This window comes from Spirillospora sp. NPDC049024, assembly GCF_040649235.1.
Lineage (GTDB): Bacteria > Actinomycetota > Actinomycetes > Streptosporangiales > Streptosporangiaceae > Spirillospora.
In genome coordinates this window covers 379288-400770 of record NZ_JBEZFD010000001.1, presented here as the reverse complement: position 1 = coordinate 400770, position 21483 = coordinate 379288, and the positions used below count along the sequence as shown (strand labels likewise).

Sequence of the window (21483 nt, the reverse complement as noted above, 5' to 3'; positions counted from 1 at the left end):
CCCGGAGGGGGATCAGTCCGGCGACTCGTCGACGGAGCCGAAGATGACGGACGAGACCTCCAGGTACAGCTGCTCCGGGTACGGCATGAAGCCGACGTTGCGGAGCGCCTGCTTCTGGCCCGCGGACTCCATCACGAACTCGCCGTAGCCGAGGATCCGCCCGATCACCGAGCGGTTCAGCGCGATGTCGGTGACCTTGGCGAGCGGCATCATCGCGACGTTGCGGTTGAGCACGCCGTTGACGACCATCACCCGGTGCTCGGTGACGAGGAAGAAGTCCACCGACCAGGCGATCACCTTCCAGGTCAGGTAGCCGACGGCGATCAGCCACAGCCACCAGAGCCACACCTGCCCGGTGACCGCGCTCGCCGCGCCGCACGCGATGAGCCCGAGCACGACGACCGACACCGGCAGCAGCAGGACGGCGGGGTGCCGCCGCACAGCGATGACACGGCCCTCGTAGGACATCAGATACTTGTCGACGGTCCGCGACGAGGTGTCGCGGTGCACCATCATGTCCTGCAGATTCACGGCGGCGTCCTCGTCATGATCCGGGTGGGTCAACCGTAGCCGACGCGGAACCGGCGGTGCAGGGGCCGCGCGGTAAGGGCTCCGCCCCCGTGCGGGGCCTTGTCGCAGGCGGATCCGTTCGCCGATCATGGTTCTCATGGACGGTGACGCCGCGAAGCCGCAGGGGGCCGGCGGCCCGCGCGGCGAGTTCGCTCCCGACGTGACCGGACGTCCCATCTGGCGGCTGCTGCTGCGGGGCCTCGGGGTGTACCTGCCCGGCTGGGAGATGCCCGCGGGCGCGCTGCGCGTCCGCGAGGGGGCGCCGGCGCCCGGGTTCGGCCCGCCCGCCTACCTGAACGGCGACGCCGGCTTCGGCGTGCACGTCCCGGACCGCCGCCGCGGCCTCGAACCGGATCGCGAGATCTACGTACGCGGCCGGGAGGACCCGAGCTTCGGCATCGTCGTCGCGGGCCCGTCGGCGGCGATCGGCAGCCGCGTCGTGGACGCCGCCGTGCTGATGCGGTTCGCGCGGCGGCTGACGTTCGAGGAGCTCCTCGACACCGGCGACGCCGACTCCGTGCCGTACGCGGTGCGCGGTGCGCGGGCGGTGGAGAACGCGGTGTTCCTCGACCGCGCCGCCGGGATCGGGCTGTGCGTCGAGGCCGACCCGTGGACCGGCGCCCTGACGTGCCCCCTCTACGTGCGCATCGGCGGCCCTTCGGAGCGTGCCGTGCGGGCCTACGGCGCGGTGGCCCAGCCGGTGAGGTCCCACAGCTGATGGGACGGCAGCCGCCGCAGCCGGACGCTCGCGGCGGCCGGGTCCCAGAACACCTCGTCGCTCTCCAGCTCCAGTGACTGCGCGGCCGTCAGCACCGCGCACAGCAGCTCGTCCCGCGTCCGGACGGCCATGAGCGGGCCGATCTGCGCGACGGCGCCCGAGCACTCCGCCAGCGTCCGCAGGAGCGCCTTGAGCGCCGCCTCGTCCTCGGGGGCGCGAACCGGCTCCACGCCCGGCGGGACGCCCGGCTCGACCCTGGCGAGCCCGCGCTTGGCCTCGCCGCCCGACAGCCCGCCGTTGGGGCGCGCCCCGGCGCCCGCCGAGATCAGCAGCGCGCTGAACACCCCTGCGAGGTCCTCGCTGGCGTGGCCGCCGAGGAAGTAGCGGCGGCGCTCCGGGGAGCCGGGCGCCGGGCCGTTCGCGTCCTCGGCGGTGCGGAACCGGACGTCCAGCCGGCTGGCGCGCACGCAGCGCTCGTAGATGTCGCAGAGGATGTCCTCCAGCTGCTCGTCGCGCGTCCATAGCCGCCCCGTAGCGGTGACGGCGCCGCCGTGGGCGCGGGGACGCCCGGTGAGCGCCGCCGTGACGGTGTCGTCGAGCTCGCCCTCGGTGAACTGCAGCAGCTCGGCGACGACGTCCTCGACGTCCTCCAGGGTGCGGGTGAGGGCGCGCTGCAGCTCCAGGATCTCCTCGCCGCCGCGTTCGAGCTCCGCGAGCCGGCCGAGCGCCGCGTCGACCCTGCCGTCGGCGGTCTCGCCGCCCGCGCGGGTGACGGACCGCACCGACGTCTCGACCTCGCCGAGCTTGCGGCGCAGCGCGGCGAGGGTGATGCGCTGCTGCTCCAGCTCGTGCAGCCTGCCCGCCTGGGTCCGCAGGTAGTCGTCCGCCTGGTGGACGAGCCCGGCCAGCTCCTCCACCTGCCCGGTGTTCTGCCGGAGCCGGTTGTCGAGCGCGGGCAGCACGTCCTGCTTGACCCGCGACAGCTCCGCGGTGAGCTGCTCGCCGACGGTGACCAGGACGTTGTTCTGCTTGGTGACCTGGTCGTTCAGCTCGTCGATCCGGCGGGTGAAGGCGTTGGCCTGGTCCCGGCTCTGCTTGCCCGCGTACAGTTCGAGCGCCCCCACCACGACGCACATCACCACCAGGATGACCGTCGTCATTGCACTCCTCGGGCGTGACGCTGATTACCGGAACGGGTTTTGATCGCGACCATAACTTACGATCACGTGGGCCGACCAAAACTTACGTAACCGACTGATCTCAGTGACCGGTCGGCCTCACCGGTCCGTCCCGTGCCATTGCGTGACACTTCCCATGCGCTCGGTGACGAATTCTCAGACGCAGCCCTCGAATTGCGGGACGGTGGTGGTGACTTTCAGCCCGGCGGGGCGGAACCATTTGTCCAGCAGCCGCGGGGCGGTGCCGTCCTGGTACATCCCCGTGATCGCCTTGTTGACCGCCTCGCAGCCGTTGACGTCGCCCTTCCTGATGCCGACGCCGTAGGGCTCGTCGGTGAACGGGGCGTTGACGATCGTGAGCCCGCCGCCGCTCCCGGACGCCTTCGCCGCGAGGCCCGCGAGGATCAGGTCGTCGGTCGAGACGGCGTCGAGCCGCCCCCCGGTGAGCTCGGTGAGGCACCCGGCGTACCCGCCCGCCTCGACCGGCAGCGCCGCGACGCCCTGCTCGTCGTGGACGCGCGGGAACGACACCGACCCGGGGACACGGCACAGCCGCCGCCCTTTCAGGTCGTCGATGTTCCGGATGCGGCCGGCGTCGGAACGGCGGACGAGAATGTCCTGGTGGGCCACATAGTAGGGACCCGCGAACGACACCTGCACCTTGCGTTCGGGCGTGACGGAATAGCTGGCCACCACGAGGTCGACGTCGCCGTCCTGGAGCATTTTCTCGCGGGTCGCCGACGTGACCCGCTTGAACGTCACGTCGCCGGCGCGCACTTTCAGGCGCCGGGCGATCTCCTTGGCGATGTCGACGTCGAATCCGGTGAACGAGCCGTCGCCCTGGCGCTCGCCGAGCCCCGGCTGGTCGCCGTTCACGCCGATGACGAGCGCCTTCTTGCCGGCGACGGAGTCCTCCCGGGCGTCCGCGATCGCGCAGGCCGTCCCCGCGCCGAGGACGGCCGCGGCCGCGAGCGCCGCCGCCGCGAGGCGCCGGGCCCTCACTTCGACCACCGGTACTCGGCCAGGCGGGGGCGCACGCCGATGAGCACGAGCGCCGCGATGACGACGCCCGCGGCGGGCAGGACTGCGTACCAGCCGCTCGTCCCGCCGTCCCCTTCCTTCACTGCCTCGTCGAACGCCCTCTGGTGGATGGAGACCAGCGCCTGGAGGGAGCGGTCGTACCGGGTGAAGTCGGCGGCGGCCGCACCGCGGGCGGCGACCGCCTGGTCGCGCTGCCCTCCGTCCACGAGGTCGCGCATCCGGCGGTCGTTCGCCTGGACCTTCTGGTAGTCGGCGAGCACCTTGTTCATGCCGTCCGCGAGCCGCGCCTTCTGCGCGGCCGACCGCGCCGGCCGCCCGGCCTCGGCGCCCAGGAAGCCGAGGAACGGCACGCGTCCGGGCTCGAAGGACAGGTCCTTCTGGACGGCCGCGTTGTACTGGGTCAGGTTCCCGGCCTTCAGGTAAAGGACGGTCTGGGACTTGCTCAGGTACACCTGCTCGTAGGCGTCGGCCCGCCCGGGGTCGAGCAGGAACCGGGTCTCGTCGGCGTTCGCGCTGTTGCTGATGGCGCGGGTCCGCGAGAGCCCCAGGATCGAGTCGAATCCCTCCTCCTTGGCCTGGCGCAGATGGTCCGCCTGGCCGGTGAGCATGAGGGAGCCCGCCGCGACAAGGACGAGCGTGCCGAGCGTCGCCAGCGCGAGCGGAACGTTCAGCAGCCGGCGGAAGCGCCGGGCCAGGTAGAGCTGGAATCCGGCGAGGACGGCCACGAGCGCCAGGCCCGTGGCGAGGATGCCGGTGCGGCCCGCGAGGACCGCCGACCGCTTGTCCTCGTAGGTGTGCCGGACGAGCGTGCCGTTGTCGAGCGTCAGGTTGTACGCCTTCGGCAGCAGGTCCAGCTTCATCAGGTCGGTCGCCTGCCGGTAGAGGTCGACGACCTTCTGCGCCGGCGGCCCGGACGCGTGGGGGCTCTGCCGGTCCAGCAGCAGGGCCTGCCCGGCGAGGCGCTCGTAGCGGGCCAGCGCGTCCAGCAGGTCGCGGGCCGTGTTGTTCTCGGTCGTCTCGTCGGCGAGCTTGGCGGCCTTCAGCAGCGCGTCGCCGGCCCTGCGCCGGTTCTGGTCGTAGCGGGCGAGCGCCTGCTCGCGCCCGCCGCCCGCCGCGTCGCCGATCAGCAGCGCGTTCGCGAGCTGCGCGTCCATGTCGCTGAGCTGGAAGTACAGGTCGCCGGTGGCGACGACCTGCGGGCCCGCGTCGTGCCCGATGACCCGCACCCCCTCGCGGGCGTCGCCGATCGCCGCCCAGGCGACGCCGAGCAGCGCCACCAGCAGCACCAGCGACAGCGCGGTCAGCGCCCGGACGCGGGCCGCGACGGTGCGGGGCAGCAGCCGCGCGACACCGGTCGGCGCGGCGGCCGGGCGGAGGTCCCCGCCGCCTCCGCCCCGGGCCGGGGGCGGCGCGGTCGCCGCGGGGCTCGGCGGCCCCGCGGGCGGGGACTGCTGGACGGCCGTCATGACGCCTCGCCTCGGGTGAGGGTGATCGTGGTCCAGGCGCCCACGTGGATCCGGTCGCCGTCGGTGAGCGGGACCTCCACGTTGTAGGGGATGGGGGCGGTGGAGCCGTTCACGCAGGTGCGGTTGGTGGAGCCGGGGTCGACCAGCGTCCAGGTGCCGTCGGGCTTCGCCAGCAGCACCGCGTGCACGTGGGAGACGCCGGGGTCCTCGGGGGGCTCGCGCAGGTCGATCTCGGGCGGAGAGGGTTGCGAGGAGCTGCGCCGCCCGATGCGGACCTGCCCCCCGGTGAGCGGGATGCGCCGCTCGGGCGCGTACGGCGGGAACGCCAGCGACGCCGAGTCGGGCCCCTCCTCGGCGATGACCGTGTTGTAGTACTCGCGGTCGGCGCGGACGACCGCCGTCCACACCGCCCCGGGGGCGGACGGCTCCGGGACGGGATGCGTCGGAACCGGCGGCGCGGGGACCGGCGGAGCCGGGACCGGGGGAGCGGGCACGGGCGGCGCCGGCACGGGCGGTGCCGGGACGGGAGGCGCGGGCGGGCGCCGCGGGTCGGACGGCCCGCGCTGCGCCACGTCCGGTCCGGACGGGACGGACGCAGGGGACCCGGACGGAACGGACTCAGGGGACATGGCCTCATACGGCGCGGTCTGCGCCGGTGAGGGGGCGGTCTCCGCCGCCGGGGTGGGCTTGCCGCCCCCGATGGCGAAGTCGTAGCCGCACGCCTCGCAGAAGCGGTCGGTGCTCGGCGTCCCGCAGTCGGGGCACGGAGTCCCGCCCGGCGACGGCTGCGGGGCGGACGCGCCCGCGGCGGCGCCGGAGGGGGCGCCGCCGATGCGCTCGCCGCAGACGTCGCAGTAGTCCTGCGACTGCGAGGTGTGTCCGCTGGGGCAGCTCGCCATGCTCAGCCCTCGCTCCTCCTGGTGGTCACCGTCTCGTCCTTGCGTGTCCGGACCGTCTTGCTGGAGCGCGTGTCGAGCTCCATCTCGTCGGCCTTGGCGACGTCGCGCTTCAACCGGACGGTACCGGTCGCCTCGTCCACGACGTCCACCACCTTGCGCAGCATCGCGGTGATCTCGTCGTTGCCGGCCTCGCCCGCGAGCACCACGGCCCGGCCGAGCCGCGCCGTCGCGGTGTCGACGTCGCCGTCCTTGCGCGCCTGGAGGCCCTCCTGGATCGCCGTGGCCAGCTCCGCCTGCCCGGTGTAGCCCGCGACCCGCGGGTTGATCCGGGTGGACTCCGCCTCGTCGTCGGTCCACTGGGCGAGGACGTTCGCGCTCGCGGCGACCCGCGCCTCCTCCCCGGGCGGACCCGGCACGACGAGCTTCACCCACGCGGCGCGCAGCTCCTTGCCGACCTCTCCGGGCGGCAGCTCCACGCAGATGTGGTAGTCGCGGCTCTCGGCGCCCCACGCGCCGAGCGGGTAGTCGCCGGCCTGCGGGCCCGACTCGGTGCGCTTGGCGGTGAGGTCCTCCACCGACGGGGAGACCTGCTTGACGAACCGCAGCCGCGCCGTCTGGGGCGTCCACACGCGCAGGGCGACGTCGGCGACGGACTTGCCCATCGCCGCCTCCGTCATGGCGCGGAAGTCGGCCACCAGCCCCGCCGGGTCGGCCACGATGTCCACGCTGCCGAGCAGGGCGGACGCCACCTTGCGCAGCTCGGCGACCTCCCAGTCGGTGCCGACGCCGCGGCAGTCGCAGACGAACCGCCCGCCGCAGCGGGCCAGGGCCGCGTCGAGCTGCTCCGGCGTCTCGTGCTGGTTCTTGCCGTCGGTCAGCAGGATCGCGTGCCTGATGCCGTCGCGGCCGGCGAAGAGGTCGTCGGCCAGCCGCAGCCACGATCCGATCGCGGTGCCGCCGGACGCCTTCAGCCGGCTCAGCACGTGCTTGGCCTCGGCGCGGGTCTCCGGCGACGCCGCGACCAGCCCCTGGTGCCGGGGGAAGACCATTGAGGCCGTGTTGGAGCCGGAAACGACCGCGAACTCCACGCCGTCGCGCAGCGTGTCGATCGCGACCTGCGCGGCCGCGATCGCCGCGCGCAGCTTGGTCTCCGGGTAGGACATCGAGCCCGAGGTGTCGATGATGACGACCTCGGCCGCCCGGGTCGCGGACGGGGCGGGGGCGCCGCCCGGGGCGGCGACCGCCTCGACCGACACGATGGCGTGCATCTCGCGTCCGCCCACGGGCAGGTACTTGTTCTGGTCGATGGAGAGGGTGAACTGCGGCTCGCTCATCGGGGCTGCTCCGTGGTCTGGGAGATGCTCTCGTGGACGCGGCTGCCGGAGCCGCCGGGGGAGGGGACCGGGATCACGGCGACGGTGATGTTGTCGCGGCCGCCTGCTTCGAGGGCGCGGCGCACCAGAGTCCGCGCGGCGCCGAGCGGATCGGCCGCCGGGCCGGAGGAGCCCGCGTCCCCGGGTTCGCCGCCCTCAGGCTCACCGCCCTCGGGATCGCCGGCCAGCAGTGCCGCCAGGTCGGCGGCGTCGGGGAAGTAGTTCCACAGCCCGTCGCTGCACACCAGGAGCGTGCCGGGGCCGCTGGGCCGGAACGTCGCCACGTGCGGTTCGACCTGCCCGGCGTCGGCGCCCAGCCACGCGGTGATGACGTGCGCGTTCGGGTGCGCCTCCGCCTCCGCCTCCGTCAGCGAGCCCGTGGAGACCATGAACGCGGCCCACGAGTCGTCCTCGGTGAGCCGGCGGGACGGGCCGAGCTCGGCCATGTCGCCGGTGCTGACCTCGGCCTCGTCCACCTCGTCGGGTGCCGGGCCCGTCGCGGCCTCCCCGCCCGCCCCGGATGAGCCGTCAGCGGCCAGCCAGTAGGCGCGGCTGTCGCCGACCCAGCCGACCGTGACCGCGGGGCCGCGCGTCACCGCGGACACGTAGGTGCACGACGGCGCGTCCGACGGCGACGTGGCGAGCGCGGCGACGGCGGCGGCCGCCCGCAGCGCCGCGTGGCGGGTGGCGTCCTCGGCGTCCTCCCCGGCGTCCAGCCTCGCCACCAGTTCGGCGACGCCGGTGTCGGCGGCGGCGCGGGACGCCTCGTCGGGGCGCTGCGAGGACCCGACGCCGTCCGACACGACGGCCGCGACGCCGGTGGTGTGCGCGGCGAGGGCCAGCGCGTCCTCGTTGCGGCTGTAGCGGCGGCCGCGGTCGCTCGCGCCCGCCGCGACGACCGGCCGGGTGCCGTTGCCGCCGGCCGCGGCCGGCAGTTCGATCTCGACGTGGTCGCGTTCGGCGGGCTGGCGCAGGCCGCACGTCTCGCAGTAGCCGTCCGCGCCGATCGCCGTCCCGCCGCACCCCGGGCACGGGCCCGCGGTGCTGCGGCGGGCGGACGGCGCGGACTCCTGCCGGACCGTCGCGCCGTCGCGCCCGGCGGCCTCGGCGGGCGGTCCGTCGGCGAGCCGGTGCCCGCACTCCTCGCAGAAGATCTCCTCGGCGAACACCACGGCGCCGCAGGCGGGGCAGGACAGCTCGGCGGGCTTCCCCTGGTCGGTCAGGGCCGCGTCGGTTCCCGGGGTGTCGGGTCCGGGGGTGTCGGGTCCGGCGTCGGGACCGGTGGGGCGGTCGGCTCCGGTGGGGTCGTCGGTCACAGCAGCGTCCTCGGGCGTACGGCGTTGGCGGAGTCGACGAGCCGGCGGCACTCGTCCCGGTCGCGGGTGCGGCGCGCCAGCTCCCGGTACGTCCCCTCGAGCAGGCGGCGCAGCGGGGTCTCGGCGAGCGGGGCGCCGAACAGGGAGCCGCCCCGGGGCCCGGCCGCCGTGCCGGGTCCCGCCAGGAGCCAGCCGAGCGCGGCCTCCAGCACCTCGGCGGCGAGCCGGTCGCGGCGCTCGGCGTCCAGGTCGAGGGCGGCGAGCCGGTCGCCCGCGGCGACCAGCTCGGCCGCCGTCAGCTCGGCGGGGGGACGGCCGCGCACCGCCGTCACGACGGCCGCGACCTGGGCGGGCACGTACCGGATGGAGATCTTCGGTACCGAGTCGAGCGCGGCGACGGCGGCGCGGCGGTCGCCCGCCGCCAGATGCACCCGGGCGAGGCCGAAGGCGGCGTTGATGTAGCTCTGGTCGGTGCGCCACACCGTCTCGTACAGGCGGACGGCGTCGTGGGGCGCCGACCGCTCGCGGCAGTAGGCGAGGCCCAGCTTGGGGGCCGCCTCCCCGGGCAGCAGCCCGTACAGCCGGTCGAACAGCGGGGCGGCGTCGTCCACGCGGCCCCGCGCGAGCAGCCCGACCGCGCGGTACCAGCCGATCCGCCAGTCGGAGGGGCGCTCCGCGGCCAGCGTGTCGAGCAGCTCGTCGGCCTCCTCGGCCTCGCCCAGCTCGATCTTGGCGCGGGCGAGCGCCAGCCTGACCTCGGGCGTGCGCTCCGGCGCGTTCGCCGCCGCCTCGGCGGCCTGCGCCGGCTCCAGCGCGCCGAGCCCGGACACGAACGCGGCCGCGGGGTCGGCGCCGTCCACGAGCGGCGCCGGCAGCGCGGCGGCGGCGACCGGCGGCGGGACGGGCGGAAGCGCGGCCTCCTCACGCGTTCCCCCCGCCATCCGCGTCGTGAACCGCTCCGGGCCGAAGAGCCCGGACGGCGCGGGACGCGGCGCGCCGTCCTCGGCCGCCAGCACCTCCCGCAGCACGCCGGTCAGCTGCTCGGCCATCTCCGCCGCGTCCTGGAAGCGGGCGCTCGGCTCCTTGTGCGTGGCGCGGCGCAGCAGCCGGTCGTAGGACTCGAAGCGCCGCAGGACGGGGATCTCCTCGCGCGGCGGCAGCGAGTGGACGTACGCGCGGGTGTAGCCCTTGAAGGGGAAGCTCAGCACGGCGAGGGCGCGGCCGACCGTGTACAGGTCGGAGGAGACCGACGGGCCGGCGTCGGCGATCTCGGGGGCCTGGTAGCCGACCGTGCCGTAGATCGCGCCGTCCGGGTCGTCCAGCCGCCGCACCCCGCCGAGGTCGATCAGCCGGAGCTGCTCCTCGGACTGGATCACGTTGTCCGGCTTGAAGTCGCAGTAGACGAGGCCCTGCGCGTGCAGGTACTCGAACGCCCGCAGCACCTCCAGCCCGTAGGCGATGGCCTGCGCGAGGGGCAGGTGCTTCTCGCCGGACGGGTGCGGCTGAGCGAGCAGGATGTCCTTGAGCGACTGCCCGCCCACGTACTCCATGACGATGTAGCCGTCGCCGTCGTGCTGGACGAAGTTGTAGATCTTGACGATGTTGGGGTGCTCGACCTCCGCGAGGAACGCGCGCTCGGCCGCCGCCGCGGCCATCGCGTCGGCGTCGCCGCTGTCGAGCAGGCCCTTGAGGACGACCCAGCGGTCGCTGACGTTCTTGTCCTTGGCCAGGTAGATCCAGCCGAGCCCGCCGTGGGCGAGGCAGCCCAGCACGCTGTACTGGCCGCCGACGAGGTCGCCGGGGCTGAGCTTCGGGGTGAAGGAGAAGCGGGCGCCGCACTTGGGGCAGAAGCCCTCCGACCGCCCCGGCCGGTCGCCGCGCCCGCGGCCGACGGGCTCGCCGCAGCTGCTGCAGTACCGCTTGGCCTCCGCGACCTGCGGGTCGCTCATCACCGCGCTGGACGGGTCGCGGTAGGGGACGCGCGGCACCTCGACGAGCCCGGCGCCGAGCATGCCGCGGCGGCCGGACGAGCGGGTCGACCCGGTGCGGGTGCTGCCCGTCCGGGTGCTGCCGGTCGCCGTGCTCCCCGAGGTGGCCGCGCTGCCCGTGCCCCCGCCTCCCGATGTGCCCGTGCCCGGGACGCGCGCGGTGTGCGCGGGAGGCGAGCCGCACACGTCGCAGTAGCCGTCCATGATCGTGCCGGTGCACCCGGCCTGCCCGCACCGGTCGGGCCGCTCGGCGGACGGGCGCGGTGCCGGGACGCTCGCCGCGGGCGCGGCGGCCGCGGGAGCCGCCTGGGCCGCCGGGGGATTGCCGCAGACGTCGCAGTAGCCGTCCGCGATCGTGCCGCCGCACCCGGGCTGTGCGCACTGGCTCATCGATCCGCTCCCTTCGCCCGCGAGGTGACGGCCCGCTGGTACGCGGTCAGCGCCACGGTGGCCTTCCGCAGATCGCAGGGGGAGGTCCACAGCAGCTCGCGTGCCTGCTCGTAGGCCAGGGCCAGTTCAGGATCCTCGGCGTGGCCGAGCCGTGCGGCCTTCACCCGGTAGGCCTGGAGGCGGCCGCGCAGCTCCTCGCGCCGGTCCAGCAGGCCCCGGATCAGGCCGGCGGTCTCGCGGGCCCGCGCGAGCGCCGTGTCCGCCGCGCGCTCCAGATCGGCGACGCGTTCCGCGGCCTCGCGCCAGCCGCCGCCCCGCGCGGCGGCGCCCTGCCGGGGCCGGGTGACGGACGCGAGGCGGCCGGCGAGGGCGGCGGAGGCCTCGGGCAGGTCCGGCAGCGCGGAGGTGGTGATCTTGGCGAGGACCTCGTCCCGCGCGGCGCGCGCCTCCGCCTCGGCCTCGCGCAGCAGGTCCAGGACGGCGGCGACGCCGCGGAGCCGGGCGGCGAACCCGTCGCGCAGCCGCTCCGCCTCCTCCAGACTCCGCCGCACCTCGGCGAAGCCGGAGCGGACCGCGTCCAGCCGCGCGGTGTCGGCGTGGCCGTCCCGCGCCAGCGCGAGCGGGTCGGCGCGCACGACCGCGGCGACGCTCTCCAACTCGTCGCGGAGCCTCTCGAACTCGGGGTCCGCGCCGCCGAGGGACTCCAGCAGCTCCTCGGCCGCCCGCCGCTCGGCCTCCACCTCGGCGAGCCGCGACAGCAGCGTCGACCAGACGGCGTCCAGCGCGGACACCGCCCGCGCGACGTCCTCGTACAGCGGCGTCATCCGGTCGACGGCCGCCCGCAGCGTCAGCCGCTCGCCGGACGGGACGGCCAGCAGCGTCCGCCGCTCCAGCGGCACCTCCGGAGCGGGCAGCTCCACCGACGGCCCCTCCAGGAGGCGGGTGAGCTCGGCGAGCCGCGCCTGCCCGGGTCTGCCGGGGCGGGACCACAGCTCCTCGGCGGCGGAGAGCGCGCGCCCGTAGAGGTCGAACAGGAGCCACAGGGAGGCCGCCCGCGACCGCACGTCGGACTGGACGCGCAGCGTCGCGCCGCGCAGCGTCGCCCCCTCCAGCAGCTGGTAGCCCTGGTGGGCCTCCAGCTCCAGCAGGGCGGTGCCGATGCGCTCCCTCTCGTCGCGGAGGCGCGCGAGCATCCTGTCCGCCTCGTCCCGGCTCATCGGGGGCCGGTCCAGGCGCGGTTCACTCAACGCCGATCCACGGCTTGACCCATGTTCGCCCCTGATTCCCCCGAATAGAGCATGTTTTCCGAGCCTCAGTTTTCACCATGCGAGGCCGCCTTCTCAAGCGCGAAGCCGATCAACGCTCCGGACCGGCCCGCGGCGCGCCGCGCGCCGCGTCCACCCGCGCCGGGACCTCCAAAATGTCAGTGTTCGAACGTATGATCGAACCATGGCGAACGTTGCGACGCACCCCCAGTCCGCGCCTACCGTGCACACCGCACCCGCGCTCACGGCGGCGGAGATCGCCGCCCTCGCGCTCTCCCTCGCGCACCTCGGCGGCGGCCCGCAGGCCACCACCGCGCGCCGCGCCCTGCACACCCTCCTCGACGCCGCTCCGCACGACGACGTGGTCACCACCACGCTCGCCACCCTCACCGCGCCCCTGGACGCCTCCACCTCCGACCGGGCCCGCGTGATCGCCGCCGCCATCACCGAGCACCGCGTCGTCCGGCTCTGCTACGGCGACGCCGGCGCCAACGTCACGATCCGCGAGGTCGAGCCGGTCACCTGCCTCGTCCACCGCGACCACTGGTACCTCGTCGGCTGGTGCCGCATGCGCCGAGGCGTGCGCGCCTTCCGCTTCGACCGCATCCTCGCGGTCGAGTCCACCGGCCTGCTCGCCCGGCACCGGCGCGCCGACCGCTACCTCCCCTTCCAGAAGCGCCGCCCGGCCTGACCGCCCGGCCTGACCGCACCCGGCGCCGGGGCCGCACGACCGCGGCTCCGGCGCCGATCCGCACCCGCCCTCCCTCAGACCGACACCGTCTCCTGGACGGCGGCGGTGACCACGCTCGGCACGTCACCGGTCCGGGCGTAGACGGCGCGCTGGAACCGGGCCCCGTTCCCGCGCTCCAGCACGCCGCGGAGGAGCTTGGTGACGGTGTCGAGGTCCCCCGCGCGGTCGAGCGCGGGGGACAGGTGGTCGAGCAGCGCCTCCACGACCTCGCGGGCGGGGGCGGCGAGGTGGGTGCGGGGGTGGACGAGCTGTTCGCGCAGGCCGGAGCGTCCGGCCCGCCACATCGCCAGGCGCATCAGGTCCGCGCGCACCGGGTCGGGCGGCTCGCCCCGGTGCCACGCGTCCGCTGCGGTCTCGACGAGCGCCCGGACCAGCGCGGCCGTCAGCACGGCGTCGTCGGCCTCCAGGCACACGTCCGCGACGCGGATCTCCACGGTCGGGTAGTGCCGGGACAGCCGGGCGTCGAAGTAGATCATGCCCTCGTCCACCAGGGCGCCGGTCGCGAGCAGCGCCTCCACCGTGGCCCGGTAGGCCTCCGCCGAGCCGAACAGCTCGGTCGGGCCGCTGGACGGCCAGCGGCCCCAGACCTGGTGCCGCCAGCTGTCGGAGCCCGTGTCGGCGCCCTGCCAGAACGGGGAGTTCGCGCTGAGCGCGAGCAGCGGGGGCAGCCATGGCCGGATCCGGTCGAGGACGGCGACGCCCTCCTCCGCCGACTCGATGCCGACGTGCACGTGGCAGCCGCAGGTGAGCTGCTCGTCGGCGGTGGGGCCGTAGGCGTCGGCCATCCGCAGGTAGCGGTGCGACGGGGTCAGCGACGGGCGGACGCTGACCGGCGAGGTCGCCAGCGCGGCGACGGCGGCGCCCACCCCGGCCGCCGACTGGGCCGCCGCGATCCGCGCCGACCGGACGTGGTCGGACACCTCGTCCAGCGAGACGCAGACCGGGGTGGCCGTCTCGACCTGCTCGCGCTGGAGCTCGGTCTCCAGCGTCTTGGAGCGCCGCCCGCCGGTCAGGAACAGCTCGTCGTGGCGGCGGGCGTAGTGGATCACAGAGCCGGAGAGTGCCTGGGGCGCGCCCGTGTCCGGGTCGACCAGGAGCAGTTCCTCTTCCACCCCGAACGTGCGTGCACCCGCGCGAAGTGTCACCAGATGTTCCTTCCCGGCCTGCACGGATGTACGTCCCCGGGGAGGGTCGTTCTGGCCGGACCGGCGTGCCTAGAATGCGCCCGGTCAACCGAGCGCTTGGTCAAAAGGTGGTGGTATGTCCTATCTCGTCGGCCAGTGGGGCACCGGGCCCGTCGGCAGGTCGGCGCTCGGAGCGCTGCTCGGGCACCCGGACCTCGAACTGGCCGGGGTCGTCGCCACCGACCCCCGGCACGCCGGCGTCGACGCGGCCGAGCTGGCCGGAAGCGGCCGCCCCGCCGGGATCCGCGCCACCGAGGACCCGGCGGCGCTCCTGGCCCGGCGCCCCCACGTCGTCTGCCACACGGACTCCCGCGCCCGGGACGTGGCCGGGGAGCTGTGCCGCATCCTGGAGGCGGGCACCGGCGTGGTGTCGGACGCCCTGCCCTCGCTGGTCCATCCGCCCTCCGCCGACCGGGCCCTCGTCCGCCGGCTGCGGTCCGCGTGCGCGACCGGCGGCGCCGCCTGCCTCACCCTCGCGCCCGGCCCGGTGGACGACGTGCTCCCGCTGCTGCTGAGCGGCGGCTGCCGGCGCGTGCACGGCGTCACGATCACCCGGTTCACCTGCGGGGACGATCCCGAGGCCGGCGACCGGTTCGGCTTCGGCGGCCCCCTCGGGCACCGCCCGCCGATCGTCCGGCCGGGCGGCCCGCGACGGAGCTGGGGGCCGATCGTGCGCCTCCTCGCCGAGCACCTGGCGGTGCCGCTGGACGACGTGCGCGAGACCTACGAGTCGTGCCCGGCTCCCGATGACGCCGGGCGCGTCGCCAAGGGGACCCTGGCCGGGCTGCGGTTCCAGGTGTCGGGACTGCTGCGCGGCCGTCCCGTGATCACCGTCGAGCACGTCGCCCGGCTGCGCGCGGACATCGCCCCGCACTGGCCCGCGCCGCCGTCCGGCGGGACGGAGGGCCACCGCGTCGAGATCGACGGCGAGCCGCCCTGGCGGATGGACCTCGCGGGGCCCGGCGCCGCCGAGTCCGCCGCGCTGCGCATGGCAAGCGCCGTGACCGCCCTGGCGGAGGCGCCGCCGGGACTGCACACCCCGCTGACCCTGCCGCCGTTCACCGGCCGGCGCCGCCTCCGTTGAGCCACGCGGCGAGCAGCGTCCCGGTCTCCTCCTGGCGGTCGACGTAGAGCATGTGCCCGGCCTGGATCTCGCTGATCACGAGGCCGGGGCCGAGCGCGGCGCGCAGGTCGACCACGAACTCGGGCCGGACGAAGTCGGCCTCCGTCGCGATGACCAGGTGGGTGGGCATGTCCGCGGGCGGGGCGAGGTGGGGGCGGGCCATCTCCGAGTACGCGGTCACGGCGGCCGCGGGCTCGAACCGCCACCGCAGCCGCCCGTCCGGACCGTGCTCCAGGTGCTCGGCGACCTCCTCGTCCACGGCCTCCGGCGGCGCCGCCGGCCAGCGCGCCGCCCGGTCGGCCCGCGCCTCGGCGGCGTCGGCGAAGGACGTCGGCGACAGGTGAGCGCGCGCCTCGCGGCCCGCCGCCGCCGGGTCGAGCCCGATGGCCGGGTCCAGCAGCAGGAGCCGCCGCACCCGCCGCGGGGCGGTCCGTGCCAGATGCAGCGCGATCATCCCGCCGTAGGAGTGCCCGACGAGGTCGGCCCGCGCGACCCCCTCGGCGTCCATCACCGCCAGGACGTCGGCCACATGCCGCTCGACCGTCCACGGCGGCTCGTGCGTCGAGCGCCCGTGGCCGCGCAGGTCGGGGGCGAGGACCGAGCGGTCCGGAAGGTACCGCTCGGCGGTCCGCCGCCAGCGCGCCCCGTGCCCGCAGACCCCGTGGAGCATGACCACCGGCGCTCCGCCCGGGTCCCCGTAACGATGAACGTGCAGTACCGCGTCCGCCATGGCCTAAAGGGTAAGCGGGGCGGGGCCGCCGCGGACGGCCTTCACCGGTCACCGGCCCCGGATCAGGACCTTTCCCAGCGCACCGACGACAGGGCCAGCAGCGCCACATGGAGGGACACGCACGACTCCACGTCGTCGAGATCGGCGTCCAGGACCCGTTCGATGCGGCGGAGCCGCTCGTAGAAGGCGGGGCGGGACAGGTGCGCCTGCTGGGCGGCGACGGCCTTGTTCCGGCCGGACTCCAGGTAGAGCTCCAGGATGCGGGTGAGGTCGCTGCCGCGCTGGGCGTCGTACTCCAGGAGCGGGCCGAGCTCGCGCTCGACGAAGGTCTGCACGCGGACGTCGTCGCGGAGGAGGTGCAGCAGCCCGCGCAGGCGCAGGTCGGGCAGGCGGTAGAAGAGGCGGGCCCCGGAGCCGCGCGCCGCGACGTCGGCGACCTGCTCGGCCTCCAGGAAGGAGCGGCGGACGTCGCGGATCGTCTCCACCACCGAGCCGGCGGCCATGACGGTGTCGCCGGACTGCTCGCGGATCCGGGTGGCGACCTCGGTGAGGGCGGTCTCCACGTCGGCGCGGGCGGGCAGGGAGGCCAGGACGCCGACGCGGGCCTGCGGGCCGCCCTCGTCCAGGACGCCGACGAGCGCGGCGAGGCGCGCGTCCTTGCAGGCGGACGCGGCCGTCTCGGCGAGCTGCGACAGCTCCCCGACGGGCGGGGCGGTCCGCGTCAGGGCGGGGCCGCGGTGCCGGAGCACCGCGCCGAGCAGCCGGCGGCCGGACAGCGGGACCCCGAGGGCGCGGGCGCGGGCCGCCGCCTCCTGCGGGTCGGAGTAGGCGTGCGCGAGGATGCGGGCGATGATCGTCCCGTGCGCCTGGCGCTCGACGCTCTCGGCGTGCCGGTCGAGGAGCCGGCCGAGGGCGAGGGTGGTGGCGGCCCGCTCGATCAGCACGGTCTCGCGCGGGGTCGGCGGCGAGCCGAGGTCGATGATGAGCCGGCCCCAGTCCTCCCCCCGCGCGCCGACCATGGTGACCAGCCAGCCGGACGCCTCGTCGTAGCCGGTGCGGCGGCCGGGCCGGACGGCGCGCGACCGGGTCTCCCACGCCGACAGCAGCTCGGCCGGGTCGGCGCCGCCGGCGTCCGCGGCGAGGACCTGGTGGGCGAGGTTCTCCAGCACCACCGGGTGCCCGCCGAGCGCCGCCACCTGCCGGACGACCTCGTCGGTGGAGGCCCCCTCGACCGACAGCTGGGTGAAGATCTCGTGCAGCTGCTCGGAGGCGCGCAGCTCGGCGAACTGCTCCTGGACGATCCGGGCGTGCACCGATTCGGTGATGTCGACGAACGCGGGCTCGTGCGCCAGCACGATCACCGGCAGGCCGAACTCCTCGGCCGCGGCGATCAGGGCGGGCGGCAGCACGCTGGCGTAGCGCCGGCCCAGCTCGATCATCAGGCCGCTGACGCCGACCTCGGCGAGGTCGGCGATGTAGGCGCGCAGCCGCTCCGGCTCGTCCGGCAGCGCGATCCCGGTGGTGAGGACGAGCTCGCCGCCGTGCAGCAGGTGCGCGATGTCGGTGACCTCGGCGACGTGCACCCAGCGGACCCGGTTGCCGGTGCGGTCCGCGCCCGCGACGACGTGCGGCTGGCCGCGGCGCACCGCGTCGAGCTGGAGGACGTCGTCGACAGTGGGCAGCATCACCGGCGATGATATCCGGACAGGGTGTCAGCTGCGCTGATGCGGTCGTTACAGGGTGTCAGCCGCCAGCAGACCGTTAAGCGGAGCCCCCCGGTCCTGACACTCTGCGGGTGGCCGCGGCCGCCCGCGGGAAACCAGACTTGGGGCATGTCGGAACACGCGAACCTGCTCCGGCGCCACCGGGCGGTCATGCCGTCCTGGATGGCGCTCAACTACCGGGACCCCATCGAGATCGTCGGCGGCAAGGGCAACCGCGTGACCGACGCCGAGGGCAACTCCTACCTCGACTTCTTCATCGGCATCCTGACGAACATGCTCGGGTACGACGTGCCCGAGGTCCGGGACGCGGTCGAGCGCCAGCTCGCCACCGGCGTCGTGCACACCTCCACCGCGTACCTGCTGCGCGGCCAGATCGAGCTGGCCGAGAAGATCGCCCGCCTGTCGGGCATCCCGGACGCGAAGGTGTTCTTCACCAACTCCGGGACCGAGGCCAACGAGACGGCGCTGCTGCTGGCCGCCTATGCGCGGCGCAGCAACCAGGTCCTCGCGATGCGGCAGAGCTACCACGGCCGGTCGTTCGCCGCGACGGGCGTCACCGGGAACCGCGGCTGGACGAACCTGCCGTACTCCCCGCTGGACGTCCACTTCCTGCACGGCGCCGACCGGCGGCTCCCGCAGTTCGCCGGGATGTCGGACGAGCAGTACATCGACGCGTGCACGCAGGACCTGCGGCACGTGCTCGCCACCGCGACCGGCGGCGACGTCGCCGCGCTCATCGCCGAGCCGATCCAGGGCGTGGGCGGCTTCACGATGCCGCCGGACGGCCTGTTCGCCGCCTACAAGCGCGTCCTCGACGAGCACGGGATCCTGTTCATCTCCGACGAGGTGCAGACGGGGTGGGGGCGGACGGGCCAGGGCTTCTGGGGGATCGACGACCATGGCGTGACCCCGGACGTGATGACGTTCGCCAAGGGCCTCGGGAACGGCTTCGCCGTCGGCGGCGTCGTCGCGCGCGGCGACCTCATGGACGGCCTCCACGCGGTCGGCATCTCCACGTTCGGCGGGAACCCGGTGTCGATGGCCGCCGCGAACGCCACGCTCGACTACGTCCTCGACCACGACCTGCGGGCCAACGCGGCCCGGCAGGGGGCGAAGATCATCGGCGGGCTGTCGGCGGCGGCCGGCCGGTTCCCGATCGTCGCGGACGTGCGGGGCAAGGGGCTGATGTTCGCGGTCGAGCTGGCCGATCCGGAGACCGGGGAGCCGAGCCCGCCGCTGGCCGCCGCGCTGATGGAGGCGGCCCGCGAGCGGGGGCTGCTGGTCGGCAAGGGCGGCCTGTACGGCAACGTGGTGCGCATGGCGCCGCCGCTGACCCTGACCGATGACGAGGCCGGGGAGGGCCTCGGCATCCTGGTCGCATCGCTGGAGGACGTGAACGGGACCGCCGCCGCCGCAGGGCGCGGCTCGTCCCCTCGCCGGGAGGACGCATGACCAAGCATGTGACGCACTGGATCGGCGGGAAGCCGTTCGCCGGGGAGGGCGACCGGTGGGGCGAGATCTACGAGCCCGCGTCCGGCCGCGTGGCCGGGAGGGTCGGCCTCGCCGGGGACCGGGAGGTCGACGCGGCCGTGGCCGCCGCGAAGGCCGCCTTCCCCGCATGGCGGGACGCCTCGCTCTCGCAGCGCACGAAGGTGCTGTTCCGCTTCCGCGAGCTGGTCGACGCGCACCGCGCGGAGCTGGCGCGGCTGATCTCCGCCGAGCACGGCAAGGTGGTCTCCGACGCGGCCGGCGAGGTCGCCCGCGGACTGGAGGTCGTCGAGTTCGCCTGCGGCATCCCGCACCTGCTCAAGGGCGGGTTCTCCGAGAACGTCTCCTCGCGGGTGGACGCCTACTCGATCCTCCAGCCGGTCGGCGTGGCCGCCGGGATCACCCCGTTCAACTTCCCGGCGATGGTGCCGATGTGGATGTTCCCGGTCGCGATCGCGTGCGGGAACACGTTCGTGCTCAAGCCGTCCGAGAAGGACCCGTCGGCGTCGGTCCGGCTCGCGGAGCTGTGGGCCGAGGCGGGGCTGCCGGACGGCGTGTTCAACGTCGTCCACGGCGACAAGGCGGCGGTGGACGGACTGCTGCGCCATCCGGACGTGCGGGCCGTCAGCTTCGTCGGCTCCACCCCGATCGCCCGCTACATCTACGGGACGGCGGCGGCGAACGGCAAGCGCGTGCAGGCGCTCGGCGGCGCCAAGAACCACATGCTCGTGCTGCCGGACGCCGACCTCGACCTCGCGGCGGACGCCGCGGTGTCGGCCGGCTTCGGCTCGGCGGGGGAGCGGTGCATGGCGATCTCCGTCGTGGTCGCCGTGGACCCGGTCGGGGACGAGCTGACGGCCAGGATCAGGGAGCGCGTCGCCGGCCTCAAGATCGGCCCTGGTGACCACCCCGAGGCGCAGATGGGGCCGCTCGTCACGAAGGCGCACCGGGACAAGGTGGCCTCCTACCTGGACGGCGCCGTCGCCCAGGGCGCCACGCTCGCCGTAGACGGGCGCGACCCGGAGGTGCTGGGCGGCGCCGGCGGCGGGTTCTGGCTCGGCCCGGCCGTGCTGGACCACGTCACCCCGGACATGGACGCCTACAAGGACGAGATCTTCGGGCCGGTGCTGTCGGTCGTGCGGGCCGGCTCCTACGACGCGGCCATGGAGCTGATCTCCGCCAACCCGTACGGCAACGGGACCGCGATCTTCACCAACGACGGCGGGGCCGCGCGCCGCTTCCAGAACGAGGTGGAGGTCGGCATGGTCGGCGTGAACGTGCCGATCCCCGTGCCGATGGCCTACTACTCCTTCGGCGGTTGGAAGGACTCGCTGTTCGGCGACAGCCACGCCCACGGCATGGAGGGCGTCCACTTCTACACCAGGACGAAGGCCGTCACCGCCCGCTGGCTCGACCCGTCCCACGGCGGGGTGAACCTCGGCTTCCCCACCAGCGGCTGAGGAGCGGCGCGGGAATTACCTACCGAGCGCGTTTTACCGTTGTCAATTTCCGTCCGGGGCGGCCGGGTGAATAATGGCTCCACCCCATTGACGGGGTCTGTGTCCGGCGACACAATCTGACTGTCTCCATTAATTGGGGAGAATTCAAAAGTCAGGGTCGGCAGTCAGAAACCCGTGGTCTCCGGGCCGCGGGCCGGTGGAGCCGGACGTGCAGGAGAGCCGCGCTATGACCGCAGGCGACCACGCCGCCGAGGTGGACGCCCTCGGAAGGCGATTTCCGGGCTGGACCATTTGGTTCGGCCTCTTCACCGGCCATTGGTGGGCGCTGCCGCCCAAGGACCGCGACGTCGGCGACTTCCTCGAGGCCGACACCCCGCAGCGGCTCATCGCGCGGATCGAGGTGGTCGCGGGCGCCGCGCCGACACGGCGGCCGGCCGGCGGGCCGGCGCCTCCCGGCGGCCGCGCGCGGCCGCCCCGCGACACCCGGCAGGACGTGCGGCGTCCCTCGAACCTCCTCCGTCTCGAGGGCGTCACACCGCCGCCGTCAGGTCGGGTACCGGTGATCGCGTGGCCGGGCGGCACCCCTCGGTGATCCGCTGTTCCCCACCCCCCGCCACGCCCACCGGTGCCGCCGCGGCCCCGGGCAGGACGCCGGCCCGCGCCATATCCTCTCCAGCAACCTCCGTGTATGGCGCGGACGCCAGCACCCGCCGTCCCCCGGGGCCCCGGTGGTCTCCCGCTCACCGGCTCGGTCGAAATACGCATTGAAGAGTGCGGGAATGGTCATGGAGTTCTCACCTTCCGGAAAGTAGACCGGTC

General features: G+C 74.8%; 18 protein-coding genes. 6 read left to right on the top strand and 12 right to left on the bottom strand.

The features are described from left to right. Positions 1 to 12 precede the first annotated feature (12 nt). A complete protein-coding gene (locus tag AB0C21_RS01870; protein WP_500202195.1) occupies positions 13 to 531 on the bottom strand; it encodes a PH domain-containing protein in 519 nt (172 codons plus the stop codon). Positions 532 to 667: 136 nt separating this feature from the next. Here AB0C21_RS01870 and AB0C21_RS01865 point away from each other — a divergent pair, with 136 nt between their 5' ends. Beyond that, entirely contained in the window at positions 668 to 1288 is a 621-nt protein-coding gene (locus AB0C21_RS01865) for a hypothetical protein (protein WP_500202194.1), read from the top strand. Here the strand turns inward: AB0C21_RS01865 and AB0C21_RS01860 are convergent. The 8 genes from AB0C21_RS01860 to AB0C21_RS01825 all read right to left on the bottom strand — a co-directional run bounded on the left by AB0C21_RS01860 (position 1249) and on the right by AB0C21_RS01825 (position 12186). After that, positions 1249 to 2448, bottom strand: a complete 1200-nt coding sequence (locus AB0C21_RS01860) for a hypothetical protein (protein ID WP_500202193.1) — start codon at positions 2446 to 2448, stop codon at positions 1249 to 1251. The genes AB0C21_RS01865 and AB0C21_RS01860 overlap by 40 nt on opposite strands. Before the next feature lie 174 nt (positions 2449 to 2622). Beyond that, positions 2623 to 3468, bottom strand: coding sequence for a glutamate ABC transporter substrate-binding protein (locus AB0C21_RS01855; RefSeq protein ID WP_500202340.1), 846 nt, complete (start codon positions 3466 to 3468; stop codon positions 2623 to 2625). Beyond that, entirely contained in the window at positions 3465 to 4973 is a 1509-nt protein-coding gene (locus AB0C21_RS01850; RefSeq protein ID WP_500202192.1) for a GlnX family signal transduction membrane protein, read from the bottom strand. The genes AB0C21_RS01855 and AB0C21_RS01850 overlap by 4 nt, the downstream gene beginning before the upstream one ends. Continuing rightward, on the bottom strand, positions 4970 to 5872 hold the full coding sequence (locus tag AB0C21_RS01845; RefSeq protein WP_500202191.1) for an FHA domain-containing protein: 903 nt from the start codon (positions 5870 to 5872) through the stop codon (positions 4970 to 4972). The genes AB0C21_RS01850 and AB0C21_RS01845 overlap by 4 nt, the downstream gene beginning before the upstream one ends. A gap of 2 nt (positions 5873 to 5874) precedes the next feature. Continuing rightward, a complete protein-coding gene (locus tag AB0C21_RS01840; protein ID WP_500202190.1) occupies positions 5875 to 7206 on the bottom strand; it encodes a vWA domain-containing protein in 1332 nt (443 codons plus the stop codon). Continuing rightward, positions 7203 to 8561, bottom strand: a complete 1359-nt coding sequence (locus AB0C21_RS01835) for a PP2C family protein-serine/threonine phosphatase (RefSeq protein WP_500202189.1) — start codon at positions 8559 to 8561, stop codon at positions 7203 to 7205. Before AB0C21_RS01835 ends, AB0C21_RS01840 begins: the two co-directional genes overlap by 4 nt. Then, positions 8558 to 10939 (bottom strand): serine/threonine-protein kinase, encoded by a 2382-nt coding sequence (locus AB0C21_RS01830; RefSeq protein WP_500202188.1) that lies wholly within the window; start codon positions 10937 to 10939, stop codon positions 8558 to 8560. Before AB0C21_RS01830 ends, AB0C21_RS01835 begins: the two co-directional genes overlap by 4 nt. Then, a complete protein-coding gene (locus AB0C21_RS01825) occupies positions 10936 to 12186 on the bottom strand; it encodes a hypothetical protein (RefSeq protein ID WP_500202187.1) in 1251 nt (416 codons plus the stop codon). Before AB0C21_RS01825 ends, AB0C21_RS01830 begins: the two co-directional genes overlap by 4 nt. Before the next feature lie 202 nt (positions 12187 to 12388). On the opposite strand from AB0C21_RS01825, the gene AB0C21_RS01820 reads away from it, so the two are divergent. Beyond that, the gene (locus AB0C21_RS01820) at positions 12389 to 12895 is read left to right on the top strand and encodes a helix-turn-helix transcriptional regulator (RefSeq protein WP_500202186.1); all 507 of its coding nucleotides are present in this window, start codon (positions 12389 to 12391) and stop codon (positions 12893 to 12895) included. A gap of 74 nt (positions 12896 to 12969) precedes the next feature. On the opposite strand, the gene AB0C21_RS01815 is transcribed toward AB0C21_RS01820, so the two are convergent. Beyond that, the gene (locus tag AB0C21_RS01815) at positions 12970 to 14100 is read right to left on the bottom strand and encodes a glutamate--cysteine ligase (RefSeq protein WP_500202185.1); all 1131 of its coding nucleotides are present in this window, start codon (positions 14098 to 14100) and stop codon (positions 12970 to 12972) included. 115 nt (positions 14101 to 14215) lie between these two features. Here AB0C21_RS01815 and AB0C21_RS01810 point away from each other — a divergent pair, with 115 nt between their 5' ends. Continuing rightward, positions 14216 to 15223 carry an NAD(P)H-dependent amine dehydrogenase family protein gene (locus tag AB0C21_RS01810; RefSeq protein ID WP_500202184.1) on the top strand — a complete coding sequence of 336 codons (1008 nt, stop codon included), beginning with the start codon at positions 14216 to 14218 and terminating at the stop codon, positions 15221 to 15223. Here AB0C21_RS01810 and AB0C21_RS01805 read toward each other — a convergent pair. Then, positions 15198 to 15992 (bottom strand): alpha/beta fold hydrolase, encoded by a 795-nt coding sequence (locus AB0C21_RS01805; RefSeq protein ID WP_500202183.1) that lies wholly within the window; start codon positions 15990 to 15992, stop codon positions 15198 to 15200. The genes AB0C21_RS01810 and AB0C21_RS01805 overlap by 26 nt on opposite strands. Before the next feature lie 62 nt (positions 15993 to 16054). Then, complete coding sequence (locus AB0C21_RS01800; protein WP_500202182.1) at positions 16055 to 17677, bottom strand: PucR family transcriptional regulator; 1623 nt, start codon at positions 17675 to 17677, stop codon at positions 16055 to 16057. 147 nt (positions 17678 to 17824) lie between these two features. Between AB0C21_RS01800 and AB0C21_RS01795 the strand changes: the two genes are divergently transcribed. The 3 genes from AB0C21_RS01795 to AB0C21_RS01785 all read left to right on the top strand — a co-directional run bounded on the left by AB0C21_RS01795 (position 17825) and on the right by AB0C21_RS01785 (position 21256). Then, positions 17825 to 19168 (top strand): aspartate aminotransferase family protein, encoded by a 1344-nt coding sequence (locus AB0C21_RS01795; protein ID WP_500202181.1) that lies wholly within the window; start codon positions 17825 to 17827, stop codon positions 19166 to 19168. Further along, on the top strand, positions 19165 to 20664 hold the full coding sequence (locus tag AB0C21_RS01790; protein ID WP_149257762.1) for a CoA-acylating methylmalonate-semialdehyde dehydrogenase: 1500 nt from the start codon (positions 19165 to 19167) through the stop codon (positions 20662 to 20664). Before AB0C21_RS01795 ends, AB0C21_RS01790 begins: the two co-directional genes overlap by 4 nt. A gap of 226 nt (positions 20665 to 20890) precedes the next feature. Next, complete coding sequence (locus tag AB0C21_RS01785; RefSeq protein WP_149257761.1) at positions 20891 to 21256, top strand: hypothetical protein; 366 nt, start codon at positions 20891 to 20893, stop codon at positions 21254 to 21256. Positions 21257 to 21483 lie beyond the last annotated feature (227 nt).

Bases quoted from the DNA above. Each gene is read 5' to 3' on its own strand.
- AB0C21_RS01845 (WP_500202191.1), bottom strand. From the start codon at position 5,872: ATGGCGAGCTGCCCCAGCGGACACACCTCGCAGTCGCAGGACTACTGC.
- AB0C21_RS01830 (WP_500202188.1), bottom strand. From the start codon at position 10,939: ATGAGCCAGTGCGCACAGCCCGGGTGCGGCGGCACGATCGCGGACGGC.
- AB0C21_RS01785 (WP_149257761.1), top strand. From the start codon at position 20,891: ATGACCGCAGGCGACCACGCCGCCGAGGTGGACGCCCTCGGAAGGCGA.
- AB0C21_RS01810 (WP_500202184.1), top strand. From the start codon at position 14,216: ATGTCCTATCTCGTCGGCCAGTGGGGCACCGGGCCCGTCGGCAGGTCG.
- AB0C21_RS01865 (WP_500202194.1), top strand. From the start codon at position 668: ATGGACGGTGACGCCGCGAAGCCGCAGGGGGCCGGCGGCCCGCGCGGC.
- AB0C21_RS01790 (WP_149257762.1), top strand. From the start codon at position 19,165: ATGACCAAGCATGTGACGCACTGGATCGGCGGGAAGCCGTTCGCCGGG.
- AB0C21_RS01850 (WP_500202192.1), bottom strand. From the start codon at position 4,973: ATGACGGCCGTCCAGCAGTCCCCGCCCGCGGGGCCGCCGAGCCCCGCG.
- AB0C21_RS01795 (WP_500202181.1), top strand. From the start codon at position 17,825: ATGTCGGAACACGCGAACCTGCTCCGGCGCCACCGGGCGGTCATGCCG.
- AB0C21_RS01805 (WP_500202183.1), bottom strand. From the start codon at position 15,992: ATGGCGGACGCGGTACTGCACGTTCATCGTTACGGGGACCCGGGCGGA.
- AB0C21_RS01820 (WP_500202186.1), top strand. From the start codon at position 12,389: ATGGCGAACGTTGCGACGCACCCCCAGTCCGCGCCTACCGTGCACACC.
- AB0C21_RS01840 (WP_500202190.1), bottom strand. From the start codon at position 7,206: ATGAGCGAGCCGCAGTTCACCCTCTCCATCGACCAGAACAAGTACCTG.
- AB0C21_RS01800 (WP_500202182.1), bottom strand. From the start codon at position 17,677: ATGCTGCCCACTGTCGACGACGTCCTCCAGCTCGACGCGGTGCGCCGC.
- AB0C21_RS01860 (WP_500202193.1), bottom strand. From the start codon at position 2,448: ATGACGACGGTCATCCTGGTGGTGATGTGCGTCGTGGTGGGGGCGCTC.